Source organism: Pararhodobacter zhoushanensis, from assembly GCF_003990445.1.
Lineage (GTDB): Bacteria > Pseudomonadota > Alphaproteobacteria > Rhodobacterales > Rhodobacteraceae > Pararhodobacter > Pararhodobacter zhoushanensis.
Genome location: NZ_REEZ01000005.1, coordinates 149,501 through 167,856, shown reverse-complemented (window position 1 = coordinate 167,856; position 18,356 = coordinate 149,501). Strand labels below are relative to the sequence as shown.

The window sequence follows — 18,356 nt, the reverse complement described above, 5'->3', positions numbered from 1 at the left end:
GGCCCTTATGGAAGGAAGTTGTTCCAATACCGGCAAGAACCGGACGATTATCCCGGCCCTTTGCCGCAGCGCGGAATACTGGTCTGGCCTGCGGTCAGTGATTGCCCAGCTGAAAGCGCACGGTGAGGCCTGTGCGCGACTCATCGAACAGCGAAATGGTGGACCGGGTGACCTGATGCATCAGATCCACGTTCATCCCCGGACGCGCCTGAACCGACACGCCAAGGCCGGTCAACCGATCCTCACGCGGCATGCCCAGCAGCATCCCGCCGCTTGAGCGCATATGCCAGGCGCTCAGCGTGACCGGGCGGTTGTGCCAGATCCAGCTGGTGCGCGCGGTGAGACGGGCGCGGGTGGCCGAAGCGTTGGGGATCGCCTCACCCAGTGTCAGGCTGATATCGGTGGTCGCCCGGTTCCAGATGCTGGCCCAGCCCAGAGTGATCGAGTTCTGGTCGCCCGCGCTCAACTGGCTGCGCTCGACCTCGACCGAGACTTCATGCGTGCCCGCCCCCGCCGCGAACAGTTGCGCGACCGATGCTGACACCGCTGTCGAGGTTGTGGAGGACAGTTCGCGCCAGCCGCCGCCGGCGGTGACGCAGACATCGGCAAAGGTCCAGCCGGTCACATGGTTGCGCGCGCAGGCCGACAGGGCGGCATTGGCGCGCCCGATCGCGTGGCGCGGCGACCATGCGGCTTCGGTATGCGCGGACAGGTCCAGATAGCGCCCCTCGGCATAGGCTAGCCGGATCGAGCCATCAACGCGCCCGCCAAAGACGAACCCGGCGCGCGCAAGATTGTCGGGACTGACCAGAAACTGCAGGCCGAACAGATCAAGCGTGTCGTTGAAATAGCCGCCGTTGATGTTGTCATCCCACGCCACGACCGGGCTGAAACGCAGCGAGCGGCTCAGCAGGCTGATGCCGCCGTCCTGATGGTAAAAGCCTGTGCGCTCCATCGTGCGGCGCATGGCGGTGGTGATGGCCTGCGGCGGATGCGGGGTTTGCAGCGCGCGGCCATAGGTGAACAGCCGCAACCGCTCGCTCGACGCGAGCGGTGCCATCCGCGCGCGGTCCATCGCATCGGCCAGCACGGGCGCAGACCCCATCAGTACGACAAGGAGCACCGCGACAAGCGCGGGCCAGAGCCGATCAGTGATCAGGGATACCATTGGGGTCCATACCAAAGAACACCCCGTCCACGCGAACCTCGCGGCCGGTGTCGCTATCGGTGCCCTCGGCGGTATAAAGCCCCGCCGTTGCCAGATCGTGCTGATCATCCTCATACCGCGGCGAACCGGCCAGATTGCCCAGAAGGGTGCCGTCGACGTCCAGAATGTCGGGGCCGTCCGGGTCCCAGACACGGATCGTGATGTCCCCGCCATAGCCACCGGTGATGATGTTGAGCGGCATGTCCTCAACCAGGATCTCCATGCGCACGTCCGAGCCGTCATTGACCCCGGTGCGCAGGTTCAGATTGACTGATTCGGTGTCAAAGTCGATGACCATGTTGACCAGACCGTCTTGATCCGCGCCGCTGAGCAACGGGCCGTCATCAATCGACACCCAGCTGAAATTCGAACCGCGCAGATAGAATTGGCCGGTGGCCGCGATCAGTTCGCCGTTCTCGACGTTGGTGAAGGGTGCCGCGTCCGCGGTCAGCCGCAGCAGGCGCTGCGCGGGGCCATCGGGGGTATCGACCTCTGCGATGACCTCGATGTTCATGCGCCCGCCGTAGAGTTCCTCATTCAGCGCGATCAGGTTGCGATAGCCGGCGGGATCGGAGGGATCGCCATCCTCGAACCCGGCGATCACGGCGGCATCGGCGTCGGTGGCATAGCTGCGACGGACACGGCTGAAGCCGTTGTGGTCGGTCGTGTAACTTTCGAACCCGGCGACATCAATGACCCGCCCATCGGGCAGCTCGGTCACAGGGGAACTGCTGCTGCCGCAGGCGGCGAGCAGGGCAAGAAGCGGGGCAAGGGCGATGATCGGGCGCATGATGCCCGACCTACCGGCAAACGATGTCAGCAAGAAGGCGATACAGGCATTGGCAGTCGATTTATTGTGGCCTGTTGCACGCTTGGCGCAGCGTCACTCCTTGCAGGCGAAACGCTTGTTCCAGCGGATCGAGGACCAGAACGACACGCCGATCAGCGCCGCGCCGAACAGGCCGGTGACGACCTCGGGGATCGGGAACAGCGATTGCGCGTACATGATCACCGACAGCGCGATGATGGCGTAGAAGGCGCCGTGCTCCAGATAGCGGTATTCGGCCAGCGTGCCCTTTTCGACCAGCATGATGGTCATCGCGCGCACATACATCGCGCCGATGCCCAGCCCGATGGCGATGACGAACAGGTTCTGGCTGAGCGCGAAGGCCCCGATCACGCCGTCAAAGCTGAACGAGGCATCGAGCACTTCCAGATACAGGAACGCCCCGATGCCTCCCCGCGCCGCGGTCTTCAGCGCGCCCTGGGTGCTGTCGAGCAGCCCGCCCAATACCTCGACCAGCAGAAAGGTCAGCAGGCCCCAGACGGCGGCGAGCATGAAGGTGTGGCGCTCAACCCCCTGCAGAAAGCGCGAAAAGACCAGCACCAGGATCAGCACCACGGCAACCTCGATGCCGCGCACGGTGGCCGAACGGGCCATGGTGCTTTCGAGCCATTGCATCCAGTGCACGTCCTTTTCGTGGTCGAAAAAGAACGACAGCCCGACCATCATCAGGAAGGTGCCGCCAAAAGCCGCGATCGGCAGGTGCGCGTCATGCATGATATGGGCATATTCGGCCGGTTCAGTGGCGGCAAGCATCAGCGCCTGCCACGGGCCGATATGGGCGGCGATCACCACGATCATCAGCGGGAACAGGATACGCATCCCGAACACCGCGATCACGATGCCCCAGGTCAGGAACCGGCGCTGCCATTCGGGGCGCATGTCCTTGAGCTTGTTGGCATTCACGATGGCGTTGTCAAAGGACAGCGAGATTTCCAGCACCGCCAGCACGGCGACTATGATGAACACGCCGAAGGTGCCCGACACGGTGCCCGTGCTTTGCCAGCCCAGGGCTGCGCCCAGCGCCAGACCCAGCGCGGTGACGATGAAAGCCCAGCGGAAATAGCGGAATATGCTGCTATGCGCCTGAGTGCGCGTAGCCTCGGATGCGAGGGTCGACCTGCGGTTCATGGACATGCGTCACGCGGCTGTTTGCGTTCAGTGCCGACATCACGAGAGCGCCGCTACTCTCGCCAGAGGGGCCCGGTCACCGATTGGCTGTCCGCCGAAGCGGACGCCTGTCATATAGCATTGCGCAGGCCTTTGGCAAAGGGCGCTGATCGTGACGTCACTCACCCGTCAACAGCGCGCGCAGCTGGTGGCGGTTGCTGACCCCCAGTTTGGCATAGGCGCGCTTGCGGTAGGTGATCACCGAACTGGGCGCGAGGTTGAGCGCCTCGGCGATCTGCGGTTGCTCGGCCCCGTCGGCGGTCATGGTGGCGACCTGCGCCTCGCGCCAGCTGAGGGTCGTGGCGGGTTGCTCGGGCGGTCTGGCCAGCGCAGCGTGGCGGGCGAGCGCCGCGTGCAAGAGCGTCGCCATAGCCGCAAAGGCGCGCAGGTGGTCGGGGGTGAAGGGGCCCGAATCGCGGGCGCGGTAGGCGTTGGCGATGATCCCCGGCGTGCCCGCGCGGTAGAGCGACAGCCGCTCGACCACCGCGCCCTCGGTGTAGCATTCGTGGCGGTAATCGATGTCCAGAATCCCCTGCGCCGGGCGTTTGAGCACCTGCACAGCCCGATGCGCGCGGCCCAGCGTACTGGCCGCCGAGGTGTCGCGCCGCCAGTAGCGTTGGGCATAGCGCAGCGATGCGACACGCGCGAAGGCCGAGCGTTCCGGGGCGATGCTTTCGGCCACAAGCACGCTGGCCCCCTCGCCCTCGATCGCGAAGACCGAGCATAGGTCGGCCCCGCATTCGGCATGGAGCAGCGCCATCAGCGCGGGGGCGAAACCGGGCTGACCGAGGCTTGCCACCAGCGGCGCAAAGGCATCGAGATCCGGCAACTTGTCCCCCCTGAAGTGGGACACAGCCTAAGCCCGCCCCCGCTAGCGTGTCAAACGCAACAGGAGGAGTCCGCCATGAGCATTCCCGCCATCAAGGGTCTGTACCACTATTCGTTTCCGTGCCGCGACGGCGAGGAAACCCGCGCGTTTTACGAGGATATTCTGGGCCTGCCGCTGGTCGCCTGCATGATGGCCGACAAGGTGCCCTCGACCGGCGAAGAAAAGCCCTATGCGCATTTCTTCTTTGAAATGGGCGATGGCTCGTACATCGCGTTCTTTGATCTGGGCGAGAACGAGATGCCCCTGCCCTCGCCCAACACGCCCAGCTGGGTGATGCATTTCGCGGTCGAGCTGGAGAGCGTGGAAGCGGTCGAGGCGATGGGCGAGCGGCTCAAGGCGGCGGGGGTCGATGTGACGCCGGTGGTGGACCATCATTTCATCAAGTCGATCTATTTCTTCGACCCCAACGGGTTGCGGCTGGAAGTGACCGCGCGGGTCGATGAGCCGGGGTATCTGGAACAGGAAGCGAAAGCGGCGCACGGCATCCTGAAGGAATGGGGCGCCAAGAAAGCCCGGCTGCTGGCGCAAAAGGCCTGATACCGCGCACAGACTGTCAGGGGGTCGCCCGCCGGGCGGCCCCTTTCGCATGTCAGGGGGCCTGTGACTGGTTGACGCAGCCGATTTATTCGGAATAATACAATCACGTTCAACAAAAACAAACGCCACGCGGGGCCATACCCGTTGGCACAGGATCGCCGGAAAATCTTGATAATGCAGACAAAAGCCCCTTGGCGCCGCCAGCTTGAGATCGTCTCGTTTGCCGAGAATGTCAAAGCAACCGAGGTTTACGGCTTTGCCGGCAACTCAGGCATGGTGAACCTTGAGGGGCAATTGCTGCGGGGCGAGGCCGACGCGAAGACGGTGTTCGTGTTCATGCACCCGACCTCGACCCTGCAACTGCTGCCGATGCCGATGGCGCTGGCTGATCGGGGCTTTCATGTCCTGTGCGCCGCCAGCCGCTATGCCAAGAACGACTCGGCGCTGATCATGGAGAAGGTGGCGCTGGATCTGGGCGCGTGGATCCGTCATGCCCGCGAGACCTTGGGCTATGCCAAGGTCGTGCTGGTCGGCTGGTCCGGCGGTGGGTCATTGTCGCTGTTCTATCAGGCGCAGGCCGAGCATCCGACGATCACCCAGACCCCCGCCGGTGACCCGGTGGACCTGACCGCAGCGGGGCTGAGCCCGGCGGATGGTGTCGTGTTCATCGCTGCCCACCTGAGCCGGGCCGAGACGCTGACGGAATGGCTGGACCCCTCGGTGCTGGATGAAACCGACCCAGACAAACGCGATCCCGAGTTTGACATCTATTCCGCCGATTGCCCGCACCAGCCACCCTATTCCGCCGATTTCGTCGCCCGCTTCCGCGACGCACAGCGGGCGCGCAACCGGCGGATTACGGCGTGGGCGCAGGGGCTGCTGGCCGAGCTGAAAGCGCGCGGCACGCCCGAGGTCGAGCGCGCTTTCGTCGTGCACCGCACGATGTGCGATGTGCGCTGGCTGGATCCGACGCTGGACCCCAACGGACGCAAGCCGGAATGGACCTATATGGGGCATCCGATGACGGTGAATGTCGGCCCCGTCGGACTGGCGCGCTATACCTCGCTGCGCTCGTGGCTCAGCCAGTGGAGCTATGATCTGTCCAACGCCAAGGGCCCGCTGAACGCCGCCCGCATTACCGATGCGCCGGTTCTGCAGATCGTCAACGGCGCCGATGACGCCGTGCCCGCGACGCATAACCCGGCGATCCGCGCGGCGCTGGCGACACCGGACGCCACCTATGTCGAGCTGCCGGGCGCAACGCATTATTATCTGGGCCAGCCCGAGCTGCTGACCCAGTGCATCGACACCGTTGCCGCCTGGTGCGCGGCGCGGGGGCTGGAGGGCTGAGAATGAGCGCGAAACCGACAATCCTGATCGCCGGGGCTGGCATTGGTGGCCTGACCGCCGCACTGGCGCTGTTGCAGCGCGGCTTTGATGTGACCGTGTTCGAGCAAGCCCCCGTGCTGGCCGAACTGGGCGCTGGCATCCAGATGGCGGCCAATGGCTCGCGCGTGCTGATCGAGCTGGGGCTGGAAGAGCGGCTGGCGGACATCGTCTGCGAAGCGGCGGCCAAGGAAGTGCGGCTGTGGAACACCGGCCAGACGTGGAAGCTGTTCGATCTGGGGGCTGACAGCATCGAGCGTTTCGGCGCGCCCTACTGGATGGTGCACCGGGGCGAGCTGCACCGCGTGTTGCTGGAGGCCGTGCGCGCGCTGAAGCCCGACGCGGTGATCACCGGCGCGCAGGCGTTGGGGTTCGAGCAGGACGCGGACAATGTGACCTTGCGGCTGGCGGATGGGCGGCAGATTCGGGCCGATGTGCTGGTCGGTGCGGACGGTGTGCATTCCAAGCTGCGCTCGCAGATGTGGAAATCGCCGCAGGCGCGCTTCACCGGGCTGATGGCCTGGCGCGGGCTGGCGCCGATGGAGGCTCTGCCCGCCGAATTGCAGCGCCCCGTGGGCACCAACTGGATCGGGCCGGGCGGCCATGTGATCACCTATCCGATCAGCGGCAACCGGCTGCTCAATTTTGTCGGGCTGGTGGAGAACCGTGCATGGACCAGCGAAAGCTGGACCGAGGCGGGCACGCAGGCCGAGTGCAAAGCCGATTTCGCTGGCTGGAACCCGCTGATCCACGCGGTGATCGACACGCTGGACCAGCCGTTCCGCTGGGCGCTGGTCAGCCGCGATCCGCTGCCGAACTGGACGCAGGGCCGCGTGACGCTGCTGGGCGACGCCTGCCACCCGACGCTGCCGTTTCTGGCGCAGGGCGCGATAATGGCGATCGAGGACGGCTATATTCTGGCGCGCTGCCTTGAGGATGCGCCAAGCGATCCGCAGGGCGCGCTCAAGACCTATGAGGCCCTTCGCTCGGAACGCACAGCCGCCATCGTCACCGGGTCCGAGGCCAACCTGCACCGCTTCCACAACCCGGTGCTGGCCGATCCGGTCGAGGCCCCGCGCTATGTCGAGCGCGAGTGGCAGCCGGACAAGGTCCGTCTGCGCTATGACTGGCTGTTCGAATACGACGCGACGCGCCTGCCGATCCCGGCCTGAGCCTTAGCCCGCCGTCCGCATCTTGAGCTGCTGGTCGCGCAACATGCGGTGCAGCATCTTTTGATCGCTGTCGGAGAGGTCGCCGAACACGTCACGCTCGACGGCATCGGCGATCTGGTCGCACTCGTCCAGCAGTGCGCGCCCGTCATCGGTGATGCGCGAATTGAGGATGCGTTTATTCGCTTCGCTCTCGGACCGGGCGATCAGGCCGCGGCGTTCCAGCGCCGTGACGCTTTCGTTCATCGTCTGCGGCGTCACGAAGAACCGGCGCGACAGCTCGGCCGAACTGATCCCCTCGCGGTCACGAACCAGCGCCAGAATGGTGTATTGCAGCCCGCCCAGATTGAAGGGTTTCAGCCGCTCGTCCAGCGATTTACGCGCCAGTAGGTTGAGGCTGTTGAGCAAATAGATGAGGCGCGGCCGCAAAGTGGCCAGATCATGTGGATCAGACATTGACAGTATAAGGCACCCTGATATGTTCTCTTTCCAAAGCGTAGAGGAACACAGGGAGGCTGACAATGAGTCACGAAACATCAGGCACTGGCTGGGGCAACGCGGTCACGGTCTCGATCGAGGACGGCGTGGCATGGGTCACGATGAACCGCCCGGACAAGCGCAACGCCATCAACCCGGCCATCGTGCGGGAAATGACGGCGGTGTTCGACGCGCTGGAAGCCGACGACGCGGCCGAGGTGATTGTGATCACCGGCGCGGGCGATGCCTTCTCGGCCGGGCAGGATCTGAAGGAATACTTCCGCGAGACGGAAAGCTGGCCGCCGCATGAGCGCGACAAGCTGTTCGCGCAGAACGCCGCGTGGCAATGGCGCCGCACGATGTTCTACCGCAAGCCGACCATCGCCGCCGTCAACGGCTGGTGCTTTGGCGGCGCGTTCCAGATCCTGATCGGCTGCGATCTGGCGATTGCCTCTGACGACGCGACCTTTGGTCTGTCGGAAATCAACTGGGGGATCATTCCCGCCGGGATCGTCACCAAATCGGTGTCGATGGTGATGAGCCAGCGCGACGCGATGTATTACATCATGACCGGTGAGACCTTCGACGGCAAACAGGCCGCCGAGATGAAGCTGGTCAATAAATCCGTCCCCGCCGATCAGCTGCGCGCCGAGGCGTCCAAGCTGGCGCAAACGCTGCGGGCCAAGAACCCCAACGTGCTGCGCGCCTGCAAGACGGCCTATCACCACGTGCGCCAGATGGGCTGGGAACAGTCGCTGGATTACCTGATGGCCAAGTCGGACCAGACCACCTTCCGCGACAAGTCGCGCGGGGCGGAAAAGGGCATGAGCCAGTTCATCGACGAAAAGAAATACCGCCCGGGTCTGGGTGCCTATGACAAAGACGCGGGCTGAGAGGTTTCTCGGCGTGTTGAAGGGGCGGCGGGGAAACCTGCCGCCCTTTTGCGTTTCAGAACGCGGCGAAGGCGGTCAGAAAGGCCTCGACCGCCGCGCGGTTCTCGGGCGCGTCCATGCGCTGCGCGATCTCGTCCGGCGACAGCTTCATCAGCGGGAAGCGGGCGAAGATCTCGGGCGCGAAGCGCTGACTGACCGTCCCCAGCACCAGCCGCAGCTGCGCCAGCATGTCGTCGCCGCGATGCGACGCATGCAGCAGCGCGATGGGCTTGGTAATGATCTCATCGCGCGACACCAGCCAGTCAATCGCGTTCTTCAGCCCGCCCGGGATGGCGCGGACGTATTCGGGACTGGCGATGATCACGCCGTCACTGGCGCGGATCAGATCGGCGACGTGCTGGACCGGGGCGGGCAGCGGCCCGCCTTCCAGATCAGGCGTGAACACCGGCAAGCCGGCGATGCCGTCCCACACCGTCACACGGTGCGCAGGCTGCGCAATCCCGGCCACCGCGCGCAACAGCGCCGTGTTGGTCGAAGCGGCACGCCCACTGCCCGAGATCGCAAGGATGTTCATACCCCCGAGCTATCGGCGGTGGAGGCGAAGATCAACGCCACGCACAGCAAAAGGGCGGCAGGTTTCCCCGCCGCCCTTGCTTAAAACGCGCTGTGCCCTCAATCGTCGGGCAGGTTCCGCGCCATCTCGCGCAGGTGGTCGCGCCGGACACTGCGGGCCTTGATCGCACCATAGATGGTCCAGATCAGGACCAGTGCGGCCATCGCCATGAACATTCCCGAGATGGGGCGGGTGAAGAACACCGTGTAATCGCCCCGCGACAAGGTCAGCGCCCGCCGCATATTCTCTTCCAGCATTGGCCCCAGAATCAGGCCCAGCACCAGGGGCGCGGGCTCGAACTTGAGCGTGGTCATCACCACCCCGAGGAAGCCGAAGAAGATCAGCACATATAGATCCACCACCGAGCTGTTCACGCTGTAAACGCCGATGCAGATAAAGGCGACGATGAACGGATAGAGCACCCAGTACGGGATCGACAGCATCCGCACCCACAGCCCGATCAGCGGGATATTGAGCACCAACAGCATCATGTTGCCGAACAGGAAGCTGACCAGCAGACCCCAGAACAGATCGGGGTGCGAGTTGATCACCGACACACCCGGCTGGATGCCGTGGATCGTCAGCGCCCCCAGCATGATCGCCATGACGATATCGCCCGGAATGCCCAGCGTCAGCGTCGGGATAAAGGCGGTCTGTACGGCGGCGTTGTTGGCGGCCTCAGGCCCGGCGATGCCCTCGATCGCGCCTTTGCCAAAGCGCCAGGGCTCTTTGGACAGACGGCGCTCGGTGGCGTAGGACATGAAGCTGGCCAGCAGCCCGCCGGTGCCCGGCAGCGCGCCAAAGAAGCTGCCCAGCGCGGTGCCGCGCCCCATGGCACCCCAGCTGCGCCGCCAGTCATCGCGGGTCGGCAGCATCGAGCGGAACGAGATGTCCTTGGCCTTGACCGTGCGGCCGGTGATCTGACCGGCGTTCTTGATCACCTCGGGCAGACCGAAGATACCCAGCGCCACGGCGACCAGCGGCAGGCCCTCGTATAGCTCGTCAACGCCGTAGGAAAAGCGCAGCAGGCCGGAATAGAGATCGCGCCCGACCATGCCCATGATCAGCCCCAGCCCGATCATCGCCAGCCCTTTGATCGGCGAGCCAGAGGCGAGGGTCGAGGCCGCGATCATCCCCAGCACCATGAGCGAGAAGAAGTCAGGGGCTGAAAAACTGAACGCAAGGGCTGCAATGGGTGGGGAGAAGATCGCCATGATCAGCATGCCGCAGATCGAGCCGACAAAGGACGCGATCGCCGTCATGAACAGCGCCACGCCTGCGCGGCCCTGCTGGGACATCGGGTAGCCTTCGATGCAGGTCACCGCCGACGACGGGGTGCCCGGCAGGTTGAGCAGGATCGACGCGGTCGAGCCGCCATAGTTCGAGCCATAGTAGATGCCCGCCAGCATGATCAACGCATGCGTTGGCTCCATGCCGAAGGTCAGCGGCAGCAGCATGGCGATGGCCGCCAGCGAACCGATGCCGGGCAGAACGCCGATGAACGTTCCCAGCGACACGCCGAGAAAGCAATAGGCCATTGCCTGCCACGAGAAGGCAACCGAGAAGCCCAGCGACAGATTTGAGACGAAATCGCTCATGGCCGCCACCGGATCACGTCAACATGCATATCCAGCCCGATCTTGAATATCAGTGTGGCAACAAGCGGCACGGCAACAGAGACCGTCAGCTTTTGCATCAGCGTTGTGTTGGTATCCGCCAGCGATGCCAGAAACACCCCGACGCCGACCGCCGGGATCAGCCCGAAACGCTCGACCATCACCGCAAAGGTGACGACCGCGGCCATGATCAACAGCGGCGCACGGAGCGGCGGAAACGAGAATTCGGTATCCGCGAGCGACTTGGTCCACAGCCGTTCCAGGGCGATCACGACCCCCAGAACCACCATGAACAGGCCGACGTAAAAGGGGAAATAGCCCGGTCCGATGCGACGCGTCGTCCCGATTTCGAAGCTGAGCGACTCGACGATGGCGAGTACGCCGATCAGGACGATAAACGCCCCTGCGCATACGTCGATTGTCTTGATTTTGGTCAACTGCACCTCCCGTGCGCGGTAACCCGTGGGCTTTCAAGTGAGAACGTCGGAGAGCGTAGCCCCCCGACGCCCGATCGTTCTGCCGCCGGGGCTGAACTCCGGCTGCGGTCCTGTCTCAGTTCTTGGGGATACCGGCCAGATCGACCAGATAAGCCCCAAGCTCGACGTCATCGGCCATTTGCTGGTCGACTTCGGCCGGTGTCGCGCGCCAGACAATGCTGCCCGCGCGCGCCAGGAATTCGCGCGTTTCTTCGGTCGCAAGCACGCCGTCGAACATCGCCGCCAGTTGGTCGACAATCTCTTGCGGCGTGCCGGGCGCGACATAGGCACCCCAGACACCGACCTGATCAACGTCCATCCCGAACTCGGTCAGCGAGGGCACATCGGGCGCGACCTCCATCCGGGTGCCAGCCCCGGTGGCGAGCAGACGCAGGCGACCCTCACGCTGTTGAACCAAGGCGTTCACCCCATCGGTCACAGCGAAATCAACCGCGCCGTTGACGACATCGGGGATCAACTCGGCCCCGGTGCGATACGGCACCTCGACCGGGGAAGCCCCCAGTTCGGACAGGTATTGTGCGGTCAACAAACGGCCCGAGGTCGCGCTGGCACCGAACGTCGCCTGATCGCCTGCTTCGAGCAGATAGGCGTTCAGGTCTTCGATCGTCTGGTACGGAGAGTCGACCCCCACAACCAGATAGAACGCCAGCGCACTCAGCCCGGCCACACCCATCAGATCGGTGCGCGGGTCGATGGCCGGGGTGTTCCACAGCGAATAGTTCACGGCCGTGGAAAAGCCCGAGTGAACGTAGACCGTATAGCCATCGGGATCAGAGCGCGCGACATACTCGGCCGAGATGCTGCCCGCAGCACCCGGCTTGTTTTCGACGATGATCGTGTGGCCGGTCGATTCCTGAATCCCGTTGGCAAAGTAGCGGACCAGAACGTCGGCACCGCTACCGGCCGGAAAGGCGCAGACAAAGGTGATCGGACGCGACGGGTACGCCTCTTGCGCGAACGCGGGCACGGTGACGGCGGTGGCCATCGCGGCCCCTCCGGCAAGGGCCAGCAGCTGGCGGCGAGTCGTTGCAAAGAGTGTCTTCATGGATCAATCCTCCCGTTTTTTTCGCTGACGGAGACGTGTTTCCCTCTCAACACGACCCCAGATCGTCGGCATGCCCCCACGTATCGGGGGGCATGCTGTCGCTGCGTCAGTTCTTGGGAAGTTCGGCCAGATCGACCAGATAAGCCCCAAGTTCGACGTTCTGCGCCATGCGCTCGTCCACTTCGGCCGGGGTCGCGATCCACGGAACGCCGCCCATGGTGCGCAGGTAGGCCTGCGTGTCGTCGGTTTCGAGCACGCCTTGGAACATACCCGCCAGCGTATCGACCACGTCCTGCGGCGTTCCTGCCGGGACATAGGCTGCCCAGACACCCATCTGATCGACATCCATGCCGAACTCGGTCAGCGAGGGCACTTCAGGCGCCACGTCCAGACGACGGCCCGCACCGGTAGCCAGCACGCGCAGACGGCCTTCGCGCTCTTGCACCATCGCGGTCACCGGGTCGGTCACGGCGAAATCAACGCCCAGATTGACGACATCGGGGACCATTTCCATGCCGGTGCGATAGGGCACCTCAACCGGGGTTCCGCCCAGTTCGGACAGGTACTGCGCGGCCAGCAGACGACCCGAGGTCGCGCTGACGCCATACGTCGCTTCATCGCCTGCTTCGAGCAGATAGGCATTCAGCTGTTCGATCGACTGGATTTCGGAATCGACACCGACGACGATATAGAACGGCTGTTCGTTGATCCCGGCCACGCCCATCAGGTCACTGCGCGGATCAATCGCCGGGGTGTTCCACAGCGAGTAGTTAACGGCGGTGGAAAAGCCCGAGTGGACATAAACGGTGTAGCCGTCAGGATCCGAACGCGCGACGTATTCCGCCGAGATGCTGCCCGACGCGCCGGGCTTGTTCTCGACGATGATCGTGTGGCCTGACGATTCCTGAATCGCGTTGGCGAAGTAGCGCACCAGCACGTCCGCACCGCTGCCGGCCGGGAAGGCACAGACAAAGGTAATCGGACGCGACGGATAGGCTTCTTGCGCAAAGGCGGGCAGCGTGACGGCGGTGGCCATCGCGGCCCCGCCGGCAAGAACCAGCAATTTGCGGCGTGTGGTGGTGATAAACGAGTTCATAGGGTCAATCCTCCCATTTTCCCTGATGACGACTTACGGTCCGCAGCCATCGTCAGTCGCCGCAGCCATGCCCCGTTCGCGGGTTCTGTGGCGCAGCGACGCCGATAGCGCGGCATTGCCTCCTGTTCGTATACAGCATCATGCGAGGGAGACCCTCACAGTCAACAGCTATTTTCACCTCAAATCAGCGCGATGCGGTGATTCTGCGGTTGCGAAACGACGCGCAAAACATTGTTAATATTTAGCTTTTTACCTATATTCGGCTCCCATACATCACTTCAATTCTATCATATCAATTTATACGATGTCGGATTTCAGGGCATTTGACTGCCGTCAGACCCGCCCGCCGCTGCCCTGAAATTCACCGATGCATACACCCATCGCCCCCGCCATGCGGCCAGCACAACCGAAGGATGTCTGATTCTGACACCAGCGCGCTGATTTTGCCGGATGGGGTTACGATACATTGACAAATCGCATTTGCCGTCAGCAAATTTCGCGCATCTCAGAAAGGACGTTCCATGCTGCTCAAAGATCGCGTTACCATCGTCACCGGGGCCAGTTCGGGCATCGGGCTTGCCATCGCCGAGGCGCTGGCCGCGCAGGGTGCCAATGTGGTGGTCGCCGCCCGCAGCGCCGACAAGCTGGCCGCGCTGGTCACCCGGATCGAAGCGGCTGGCGGCACTGCGCTGGCCGTGCCGACCGACATGACGGACGAAGCGCAGGTCGACGCGCTGTTTGCCGCCTGTCAGTCCGCCTATGGCCCGCCCGCGCTGGTGGTGAACAACGCCGGGATCGCCGACCACACGCCGACGGTCGATCTGTCGATGGCGCGGTGGAGCGAAGTGATCGGCGCGAACCTCACGTCGGTGTTTCTGGGCTCGCGGGCGGCCATGCGGGCAATGATCGCGGCGGGCAAGCCGGGGCGCATTCTGAACGTCGGCTCGATCTCGGCCAAGGTGCCGCGCCCCGATACCGCAGCCTATACCGCCAGCAAGTTCGGGCTTGAGGGGCTGACCCGCTCGCTGGCGCTGGACGGCCGTCCGCACGGCATCGCCGTGTCGATGGTGCACCCCGGCTCGACCATCAGCAGCCTTGTACCGGGCATCACCGACCAGAAGCGCGACGGCACGATGGCAGCCGAAGACGTCGCGCGGGTGGTGGTCCTGATGGCGTCCCTGCCGGACGACGTGAACCTCTATGAGAGCACGATTCTGCCGGTAACCATGCCCTTCCTTGGTCGGGGTTAAGAGCGCGTCGCAGCGCGTTGACAGATATACGGCTCCCTGATAACCAAATCGCAGCGGGCCGACAGGCTCAGACTTTGGGGGAGAGCAGAATGACGGTTGGCGACACGCAAAACGGGCTGGGCAAAGCAGCGATCGAACGGCTGCTGAACCCGCAGTCCATCGCCATTCTTGGCGCCTCGCCCGAGCGCGATTCGATCGGTGGCGGGGTGCTGTCGAACCTTGAATCCTTTGGCTACAAAGGCGCGATTCATCTGGTCAGCCGCTCGCGCGACGAGATCAACGGGCGGCCCTGCGTCAAGACCATCGCCGAGCTGCCGCGCGACATCGACGTGGCAGTGCTGATCGTGCCGCACAAGGCGATTCGTCAGTCGGTGGTCGAGTGCATCGCGCAGGGCGTCCGCGGGATCGTCGTCTATACTTCGGGTTTTGCCGAAGCATCCGACGAGGGCCGCCGCCAGCAGGAAGAGCTGGCGCAGCTGTGCTCTGATGCGGGCGTGACGCTGCTGGGCCCTAACTGCATGGGCTACACCAATTTTGTCGCCGGCATCCCGATGACCTTCGAACCGATTGCCAAGCATGACGCGGGCACCGGCAACCGCGTGGCGATCATCGCGCAATCGGGCGCGACGGCGGCCAATATCCGCTTCGCGCTGCAGTCGCGCGCAATCTCGCTGTCGCATGTCGTGGCGACGGGGAATGAGGCGCAGCTGGGGGCCGAGGATTTCATCGAGCACGCCCTGGACGATCCCAAGATCGCCGTGCTCGCCGTTTATGTCGAGCAATTGCGCGACCCGGCCCGCTTCCTGACCCTTGCCGCACGCGCCCGCGCTGTCGGCAAGCCCATCGTCATGCTGCACCCCGGCTCCAGCGAGCGGGGCCGCAAGGCCGCCGAAAGCCACACCGGCGCGCTGGCCGGGGATCATGCGATGATGCTCGCCGCCGCGCGGGCCGAAGCCGTGGTCTGCGTGCCGACGCTGGACGAGATGTTCGACTGCTGCGCCATTCTGGTGCGCTTTCCGACGCCTGCGCCGGGTGGCGCGGGGATCATCACCAACTCGGGCGCGATCCGCGGACTGGCGTTCGATTTCGGCGAAAGCGTCGGGCTGGAGATTGCGAAACTGGCGCCCGAGACCGAGGCCGAGCTGTCCACCCATGTCCCCGACTATGTGCATGTCGATAACCCGTTCGACATTGGCACCACCGGCTTTGCCAATCCGGGGATCTATGGCACCTCGGCCACGGCGATGCTGAATGATCCGAATGTCGGCATCATTCTGAGCGTGCATGCCGGGGGCTCGCCGGGCATGCAGCTCAAAAAGATCGACTACCTGCTGCCGGTCTATGAAACCGCGCAAAAGCCCATCGTCTTTGCGCTGATCGGTGACGAATACCCCCTGACCCCGCCCTTCGTGGACAAGGTGCGCGCCTGTGGTGTGCCGTTCTTCCGCTCACCCGAGCGGGCGATGCGCGCGATGAAACTGGTCAGCGACTATGCCGCCGCGCGCGTTGCCGCCGAAGACCGCGATACCCGCGATGCACCTGCGCTGGACCTGCCCGCCGGTGGCGCGGTGGTGGAATATCTGGGCAAGCAGGCACTGGGTTCGGCGGGCGTTGCCGTGCCGCAGGGCGGGATGGCGCGCACCGTGGATGAGGCTGTCAGCATCGCCGCGCGCATCGGCTATCCGGTGGTGATCAAGGCGCAGGCCGCCAAGCTCAGCCACAAGAGCGACGCAGGCGCGGTGTTGATCAACCTGAGCGACGAGGCGGCGTTGCGCGACGGCTGGGACCGGCTGATCGGCAACGTTCAGCGCGCTGCGCCGGGGTTGGAGCTGGATGGCGTGCTGGTCGAGGAAATGGTGAAGCCGGGGCTGGAACTGGTCATCGGCGCGATGCGCGACCCCAACTGGGGGCCGATGGTGCTGGTGGGCCTGGGCGGCGTGTGGATCGAGGTTCTGAAGGACTCGCGCCTGATGCCCGCCGATGTCAGCGTGGCGCGTGCCAAGGCCGAGATCGGCAAGCTGAAAGCCGCCAAGCTGCTTGGCGCGTTCCGGGGTCAGCCTGCACGCGATGTGCAGGCGGTGGCCGAGGTAGCGGTGCAGCTGGGGGCGCTGATGCGGGCCAATCCGCAGATTCTGGAAGTCGATATCAACCCGCTGGTGGTGCACGCCGAGGGTGAGGGCGTGACCGCGCTGGACGCGCTGTTCGTAACCGAGTGAGGGAAACGCACATGGACGACCGTTACGGCGCTTTGCATCTGTTCATCGACGGCGAGTGGCTGGGGACCGGGGGCCGCCAGACCGAGGACGTGATCAACCCCGCCACCGGCGAGGCCATTGGCACCCTGCCTCACGCGACGCCCGGAGATCTGGACCGCGCGGCGGCGGCTGCCGGGGCGGCGTTCCAGAGCTGGCGGCGGGTGCCGGCGTTCGACCGGGCGCAGATCCTGCGCAAGGCGGCGCAGTTGCTGCGCGAGCGGGCTGATCTGATCGGCACGCGAATGACGCTGGAACAGGGCAAACCCTTTGCCGAGGCACGGCTCGAGGCGCTGATCTCCGCCGATATCTTCGACTACACGGCGGATGAGGGGCGGCGCACCTATGGCCGCATCATCCCCGCCCGCGTGCCCGGCATGCGCTGGATGGTCACGCGCGAACCCGTGGGGCCGGTCGCCGCCTTCACGCCGTGGAACTTCCCCTGCGTGATCCCCGCGCGCAAGATTTCCGCCGCCTTGGCGACGGGCTGCACGATGGTGATCAAGCCGTCCGAAGAGACCCCCGCCTCGGTGCTGGAAATCGCCCGCGCGTTGCAGGATGCGGGCCTGCCGAACGGCGTACTCAACGTGGTTTACGGCGTGCCCGCCGAGGTCAGCGCGCATCTGATCGCCGCCGAGCCGATCCGCAAGATCACCTTCACCGGCTCGACCGGCGTGGGTCAGCAGCTGGCCATTCTGGCCGCCAAGGCCGGGGTGAAACGCGCGACGATGGAGCTGGGCGGCCATGCGCCGGTGATGGTGTTCGAGGATGCCGATATCGACGCTGCCGTGCAGGCGATGGTCGGCGCCAAATTCCGCAACGCAGGCCAGATCTGCATCGCGCCGACGCGGTTCTATCTGCACGAGTCGGTGCATGATCGTTTCGTCGAGGGTTTCACGGCTGCGGCGGCGAAGATCAAGATGGGCGACGGGATGGACCCGGCGACCACGATGGGTCCGCTGGCCAACAACCGCCGCGTCGCGGCGATGGAGGCGCTGGTCGCCGATGCCGTCGATCACGGCGCTGGGGTGCGCTTGGGCGGAAACCCCGGCGGCAACCGGGGCTATTTCTTTGAGCCGACGGTGCTGACCGATGTGCCACCCTCGGCGCGGATCATGAATGAAGAGCCTTTCGGCCCGGTCGCCATCACCGCGCGGTTCAGCTCGCTCGATGAGGTGATCGAGCAGGCCAACCGCCTGCCCTTCGGTCTGGCCTCTTACGCCTTCACCCAGGATAGCCGCGTCGCTGCTGCGCTCGCGGACCGGGTCGAAGCCGGGATGCTCGGCATCAACAACGTCGCGATCAACATGCCCGAAACCCCCTTCGGCGGGGTCAAGCAGTCCGGCTACGGCAGCGAAGGCGGGTCCGAGGGCATGGACGCCTATCTTGTCACCAAAACCGTTTCTCAATCGTAA

At 64.6% G+C, this 18,356-nt stretch carries 17 protein-coding genes; 7 read left to right on the top strand and 10 right to left on the bottom strand.

The features are described from left to right. Nucleotides 1-94: 94 nt before the first annotated feature. From EAE28_RS13425 to EAE28_RS13410, 4 genes are all read right to left on the bottom strand, one after another. Nucleotides 95-1,168: a hypothetical protein gene (locus EAE28_RS13425; RefSeq protein WP_127107076.1), complete on the bottom strand. Its 1,074-nt coding sequence runs from the start codon at nucleotides 1,166-1,168 to the stop codon at nucleotides 95-97. Beyond that, entirely contained in the window at nucleotides 1,149-1,997 is an 849-nt protein-coding gene (locus EAE28_RS13420) for a viral aspartic protease (RefSeq protein WP_127107074.1), read from the bottom strand. The genes EAE28_RS13425 and EAE28_RS13420 overlap by 20 nt, the downstream gene beginning before the upstream one ends. A 93-nt stretch (nucleotides 1,998-2,090) precedes the next feature. Beyond that, entirely contained in the window at nucleotides 2,091-3,182 is a 1,092-nt protein-coding gene (locus EAE28_RS13415; protein WP_127107072.1) for a DUF475 domain-containing protein, read from the bottom strand. A 157-nt stretch (nucleotides 3,183-3,339) separates the two neighbouring features. Next, nucleotides 3,340-4,050: a helix-turn-helix transcriptional regulator gene (locus EAE28_RS13410; protein WP_127107070.1), complete on the bottom strand. Its 711-nt coding sequence runs from the start codon at nucleotides 4,048-4,050 to the stop codon at nucleotides 3,340-3,342. 75 nt (nucleotides 4,051-4,125) lie between these two features. Between EAE28_RS13410 and EAE28_RS13405 the strand changes: the two genes are divergently transcribed. The 3 genes from EAE28_RS13405 to EAE28_RS13395 all read left to right on the top strand — a co-directional run bounded on the left by EAE28_RS13405 (nucleotide 4,126) and on the right by EAE28_RS13395 (nucleotide 7,205). After that, a complete protein-coding gene (locus tag EAE28_RS13405) occupies nucleotides 4,126-4,647 on the top strand; it encodes a VOC family protein (RefSeq protein ID WP_127107068.1) in 522 nt (173 codons plus the stop codon). Between the two features lie 174 nt (nucleotides 4,648-4,821). Then, the gene (locus EAE28_RS13400) at nucleotides 4,822-5,997 is read left to right on the top strand and encodes an alpha/beta hydrolase family protein (protein ID WP_127107066.1); all 1,176 of its coding nucleotides are present in this window, start codon (nucleotides 4,822-4,824) and stop codon (nucleotides 5,995-5,997) included. Between the two features lie 2 nt (nucleotides 5,998-5,999). Beyond that, complete coding sequence (locus EAE28_RS13395; protein WP_127107064.1) at nucleotides 6,000-7,205, top strand: FAD-dependent monooxygenase; 1,206 nt, start codon at nucleotides 6,000-6,002, stop codon at nucleotides 7,203-7,205. A gap of 3 nt (nucleotides 7,206-7,208) precedes the next feature. Here EAE28_RS13395 and EAE28_RS13390 read toward each other — a convergent pair whose 3' ends face one another. Further along, nucleotides 7,209-7,658 carry a MarR family winged helix-turn-helix transcriptional regulator gene (locus EAE28_RS13390; RefSeq protein WP_127107062.1) on the bottom strand — a complete coding sequence of 150 codons (450 nt, stop codon included), beginning with the start codon at nucleotides 7,656-7,658 and terminating at the stop codon, nucleotides 7,209-7,211. A gap of 65 nt (nucleotides 7,659-7,723) precedes the next feature. Here EAE28_RS13390 and EAE28_RS13385 point away from each other — a divergent pair, with 65 nt between their 5' ends. Continuing rightward, a complete protein-coding gene (locus EAE28_RS13385) occupies nucleotides 7,724-8,572 on the top strand; it encodes a p-hydroxycinnamoyl CoA hydratase/lyase (RefSeq protein ID WP_127107060.1) in 849 nt (282 codons plus the stop codon). A 55-nt stretch (nucleotides 8,573-8,627) separates the two neighbouring features. Here EAE28_RS13385 and EAE28_RS13380 read toward each other — a convergent pair whose 3' ends face one another. The 5 genes from EAE28_RS13380 to EAE28_RS13360 form a co-directional block, all read right to left on the bottom strand. Next, entirely contained in the window at nucleotides 8,628-9,146 is a 519-nt protein-coding gene (locus tag EAE28_RS13380) for an NADPH-dependent FMN reductase (protein WP_127107058.1), read from the bottom strand. Between the two features lie 98 nt (nucleotides 9,147-9,244). Next, the gene (locus tag EAE28_RS13375) at nucleotides 9,245-10,783 is read right to left on the bottom strand and encodes a tripartite tricarboxylate transporter permease (RefSeq protein ID WP_127107056.1); all 1,539 of its coding nucleotides are present in this window, start codon (nucleotides 10,781-10,783) and stop codon (nucleotides 9,245-9,247) included. Continuing rightward, a complete protein-coding gene (locus tag EAE28_RS13370; RefSeq protein ID WP_164736630.1) occupies nucleotides 10,780-11,238 on the bottom strand; it encodes a tripartite tricarboxylate transporter TctB family protein in 459 nt (152 codons plus the stop codon). The genes EAE28_RS13375 and EAE28_RS13370 overlap by 4 nt, the downstream gene beginning before the upstream one ends. A gap of 115 nt (nucleotides 11,239-11,353) precedes the next feature. Further along, nucleotides 11,354-12,343 (bottom strand): Bug family tripartite tricarboxylate transporter substrate binding protein, encoded by a 990-nt coding sequence (locus EAE28_RS13365; RefSeq protein WP_127107053.1) that lies wholly within the window; start codon nucleotides 12,341-12,343, stop codon nucleotides 11,354-11,356. Nucleotides 12,344-12,449: 106 nt separating this feature from the next. Beyond that, a complete protein-coding gene (locus EAE28_RS13360; protein WP_127107051.1) occupies nucleotides 12,450-13,439 on the bottom strand; it encodes a Bug family tripartite tricarboxylate transporter substrate binding protein in 990 nt (329 codons plus the stop codon). 521 nt (nucleotides 13,440-13,960) lie between these two features. Here EAE28_RS13360 and EAE28_RS13355 point away from each other — a divergent pair. The 3 genes from EAE28_RS13355 to EAE28_RS13345 all read left to right on the top strand — a co-directional run bounded on the left by EAE28_RS13355 (nucleotide 13,961) and on the right by EAE28_RS13345 (nucleotide 18,356). Beyond that, nucleotides 13,961-14,689 (top strand): SDR family oxidoreductase, encoded by a 729-nt coding sequence (locus EAE28_RS13355; RefSeq protein WP_127107049.1) that lies wholly within the window; start codon nucleotides 13,961-13,963, stop codon nucleotides 14,687-14,689. A gap of 89 nt (nucleotides 14,690-14,778) precedes the next feature. After that, on the top strand, nucleotides 14,779-16,905 hold the full coding sequence (locus EAE28_RS13350) for an acetate--CoA ligase family protein (RefSeq protein WP_127107047.1): 2,127 nt from the start codon (nucleotides 14,779-14,781) through the stop codon (nucleotides 16,903-16,905). 11 nt (nucleotides 16,906-16,916) lie between these two features. Then, a complete protein-coding gene (locus EAE28_RS13345) occupies nucleotides 16,917-18,356 on the top strand; it encodes an NAD-dependent succinate-semialdehyde dehydrogenase (RefSeq protein WP_127107045.1) in 1,440 nt (479 codons plus the stop codon).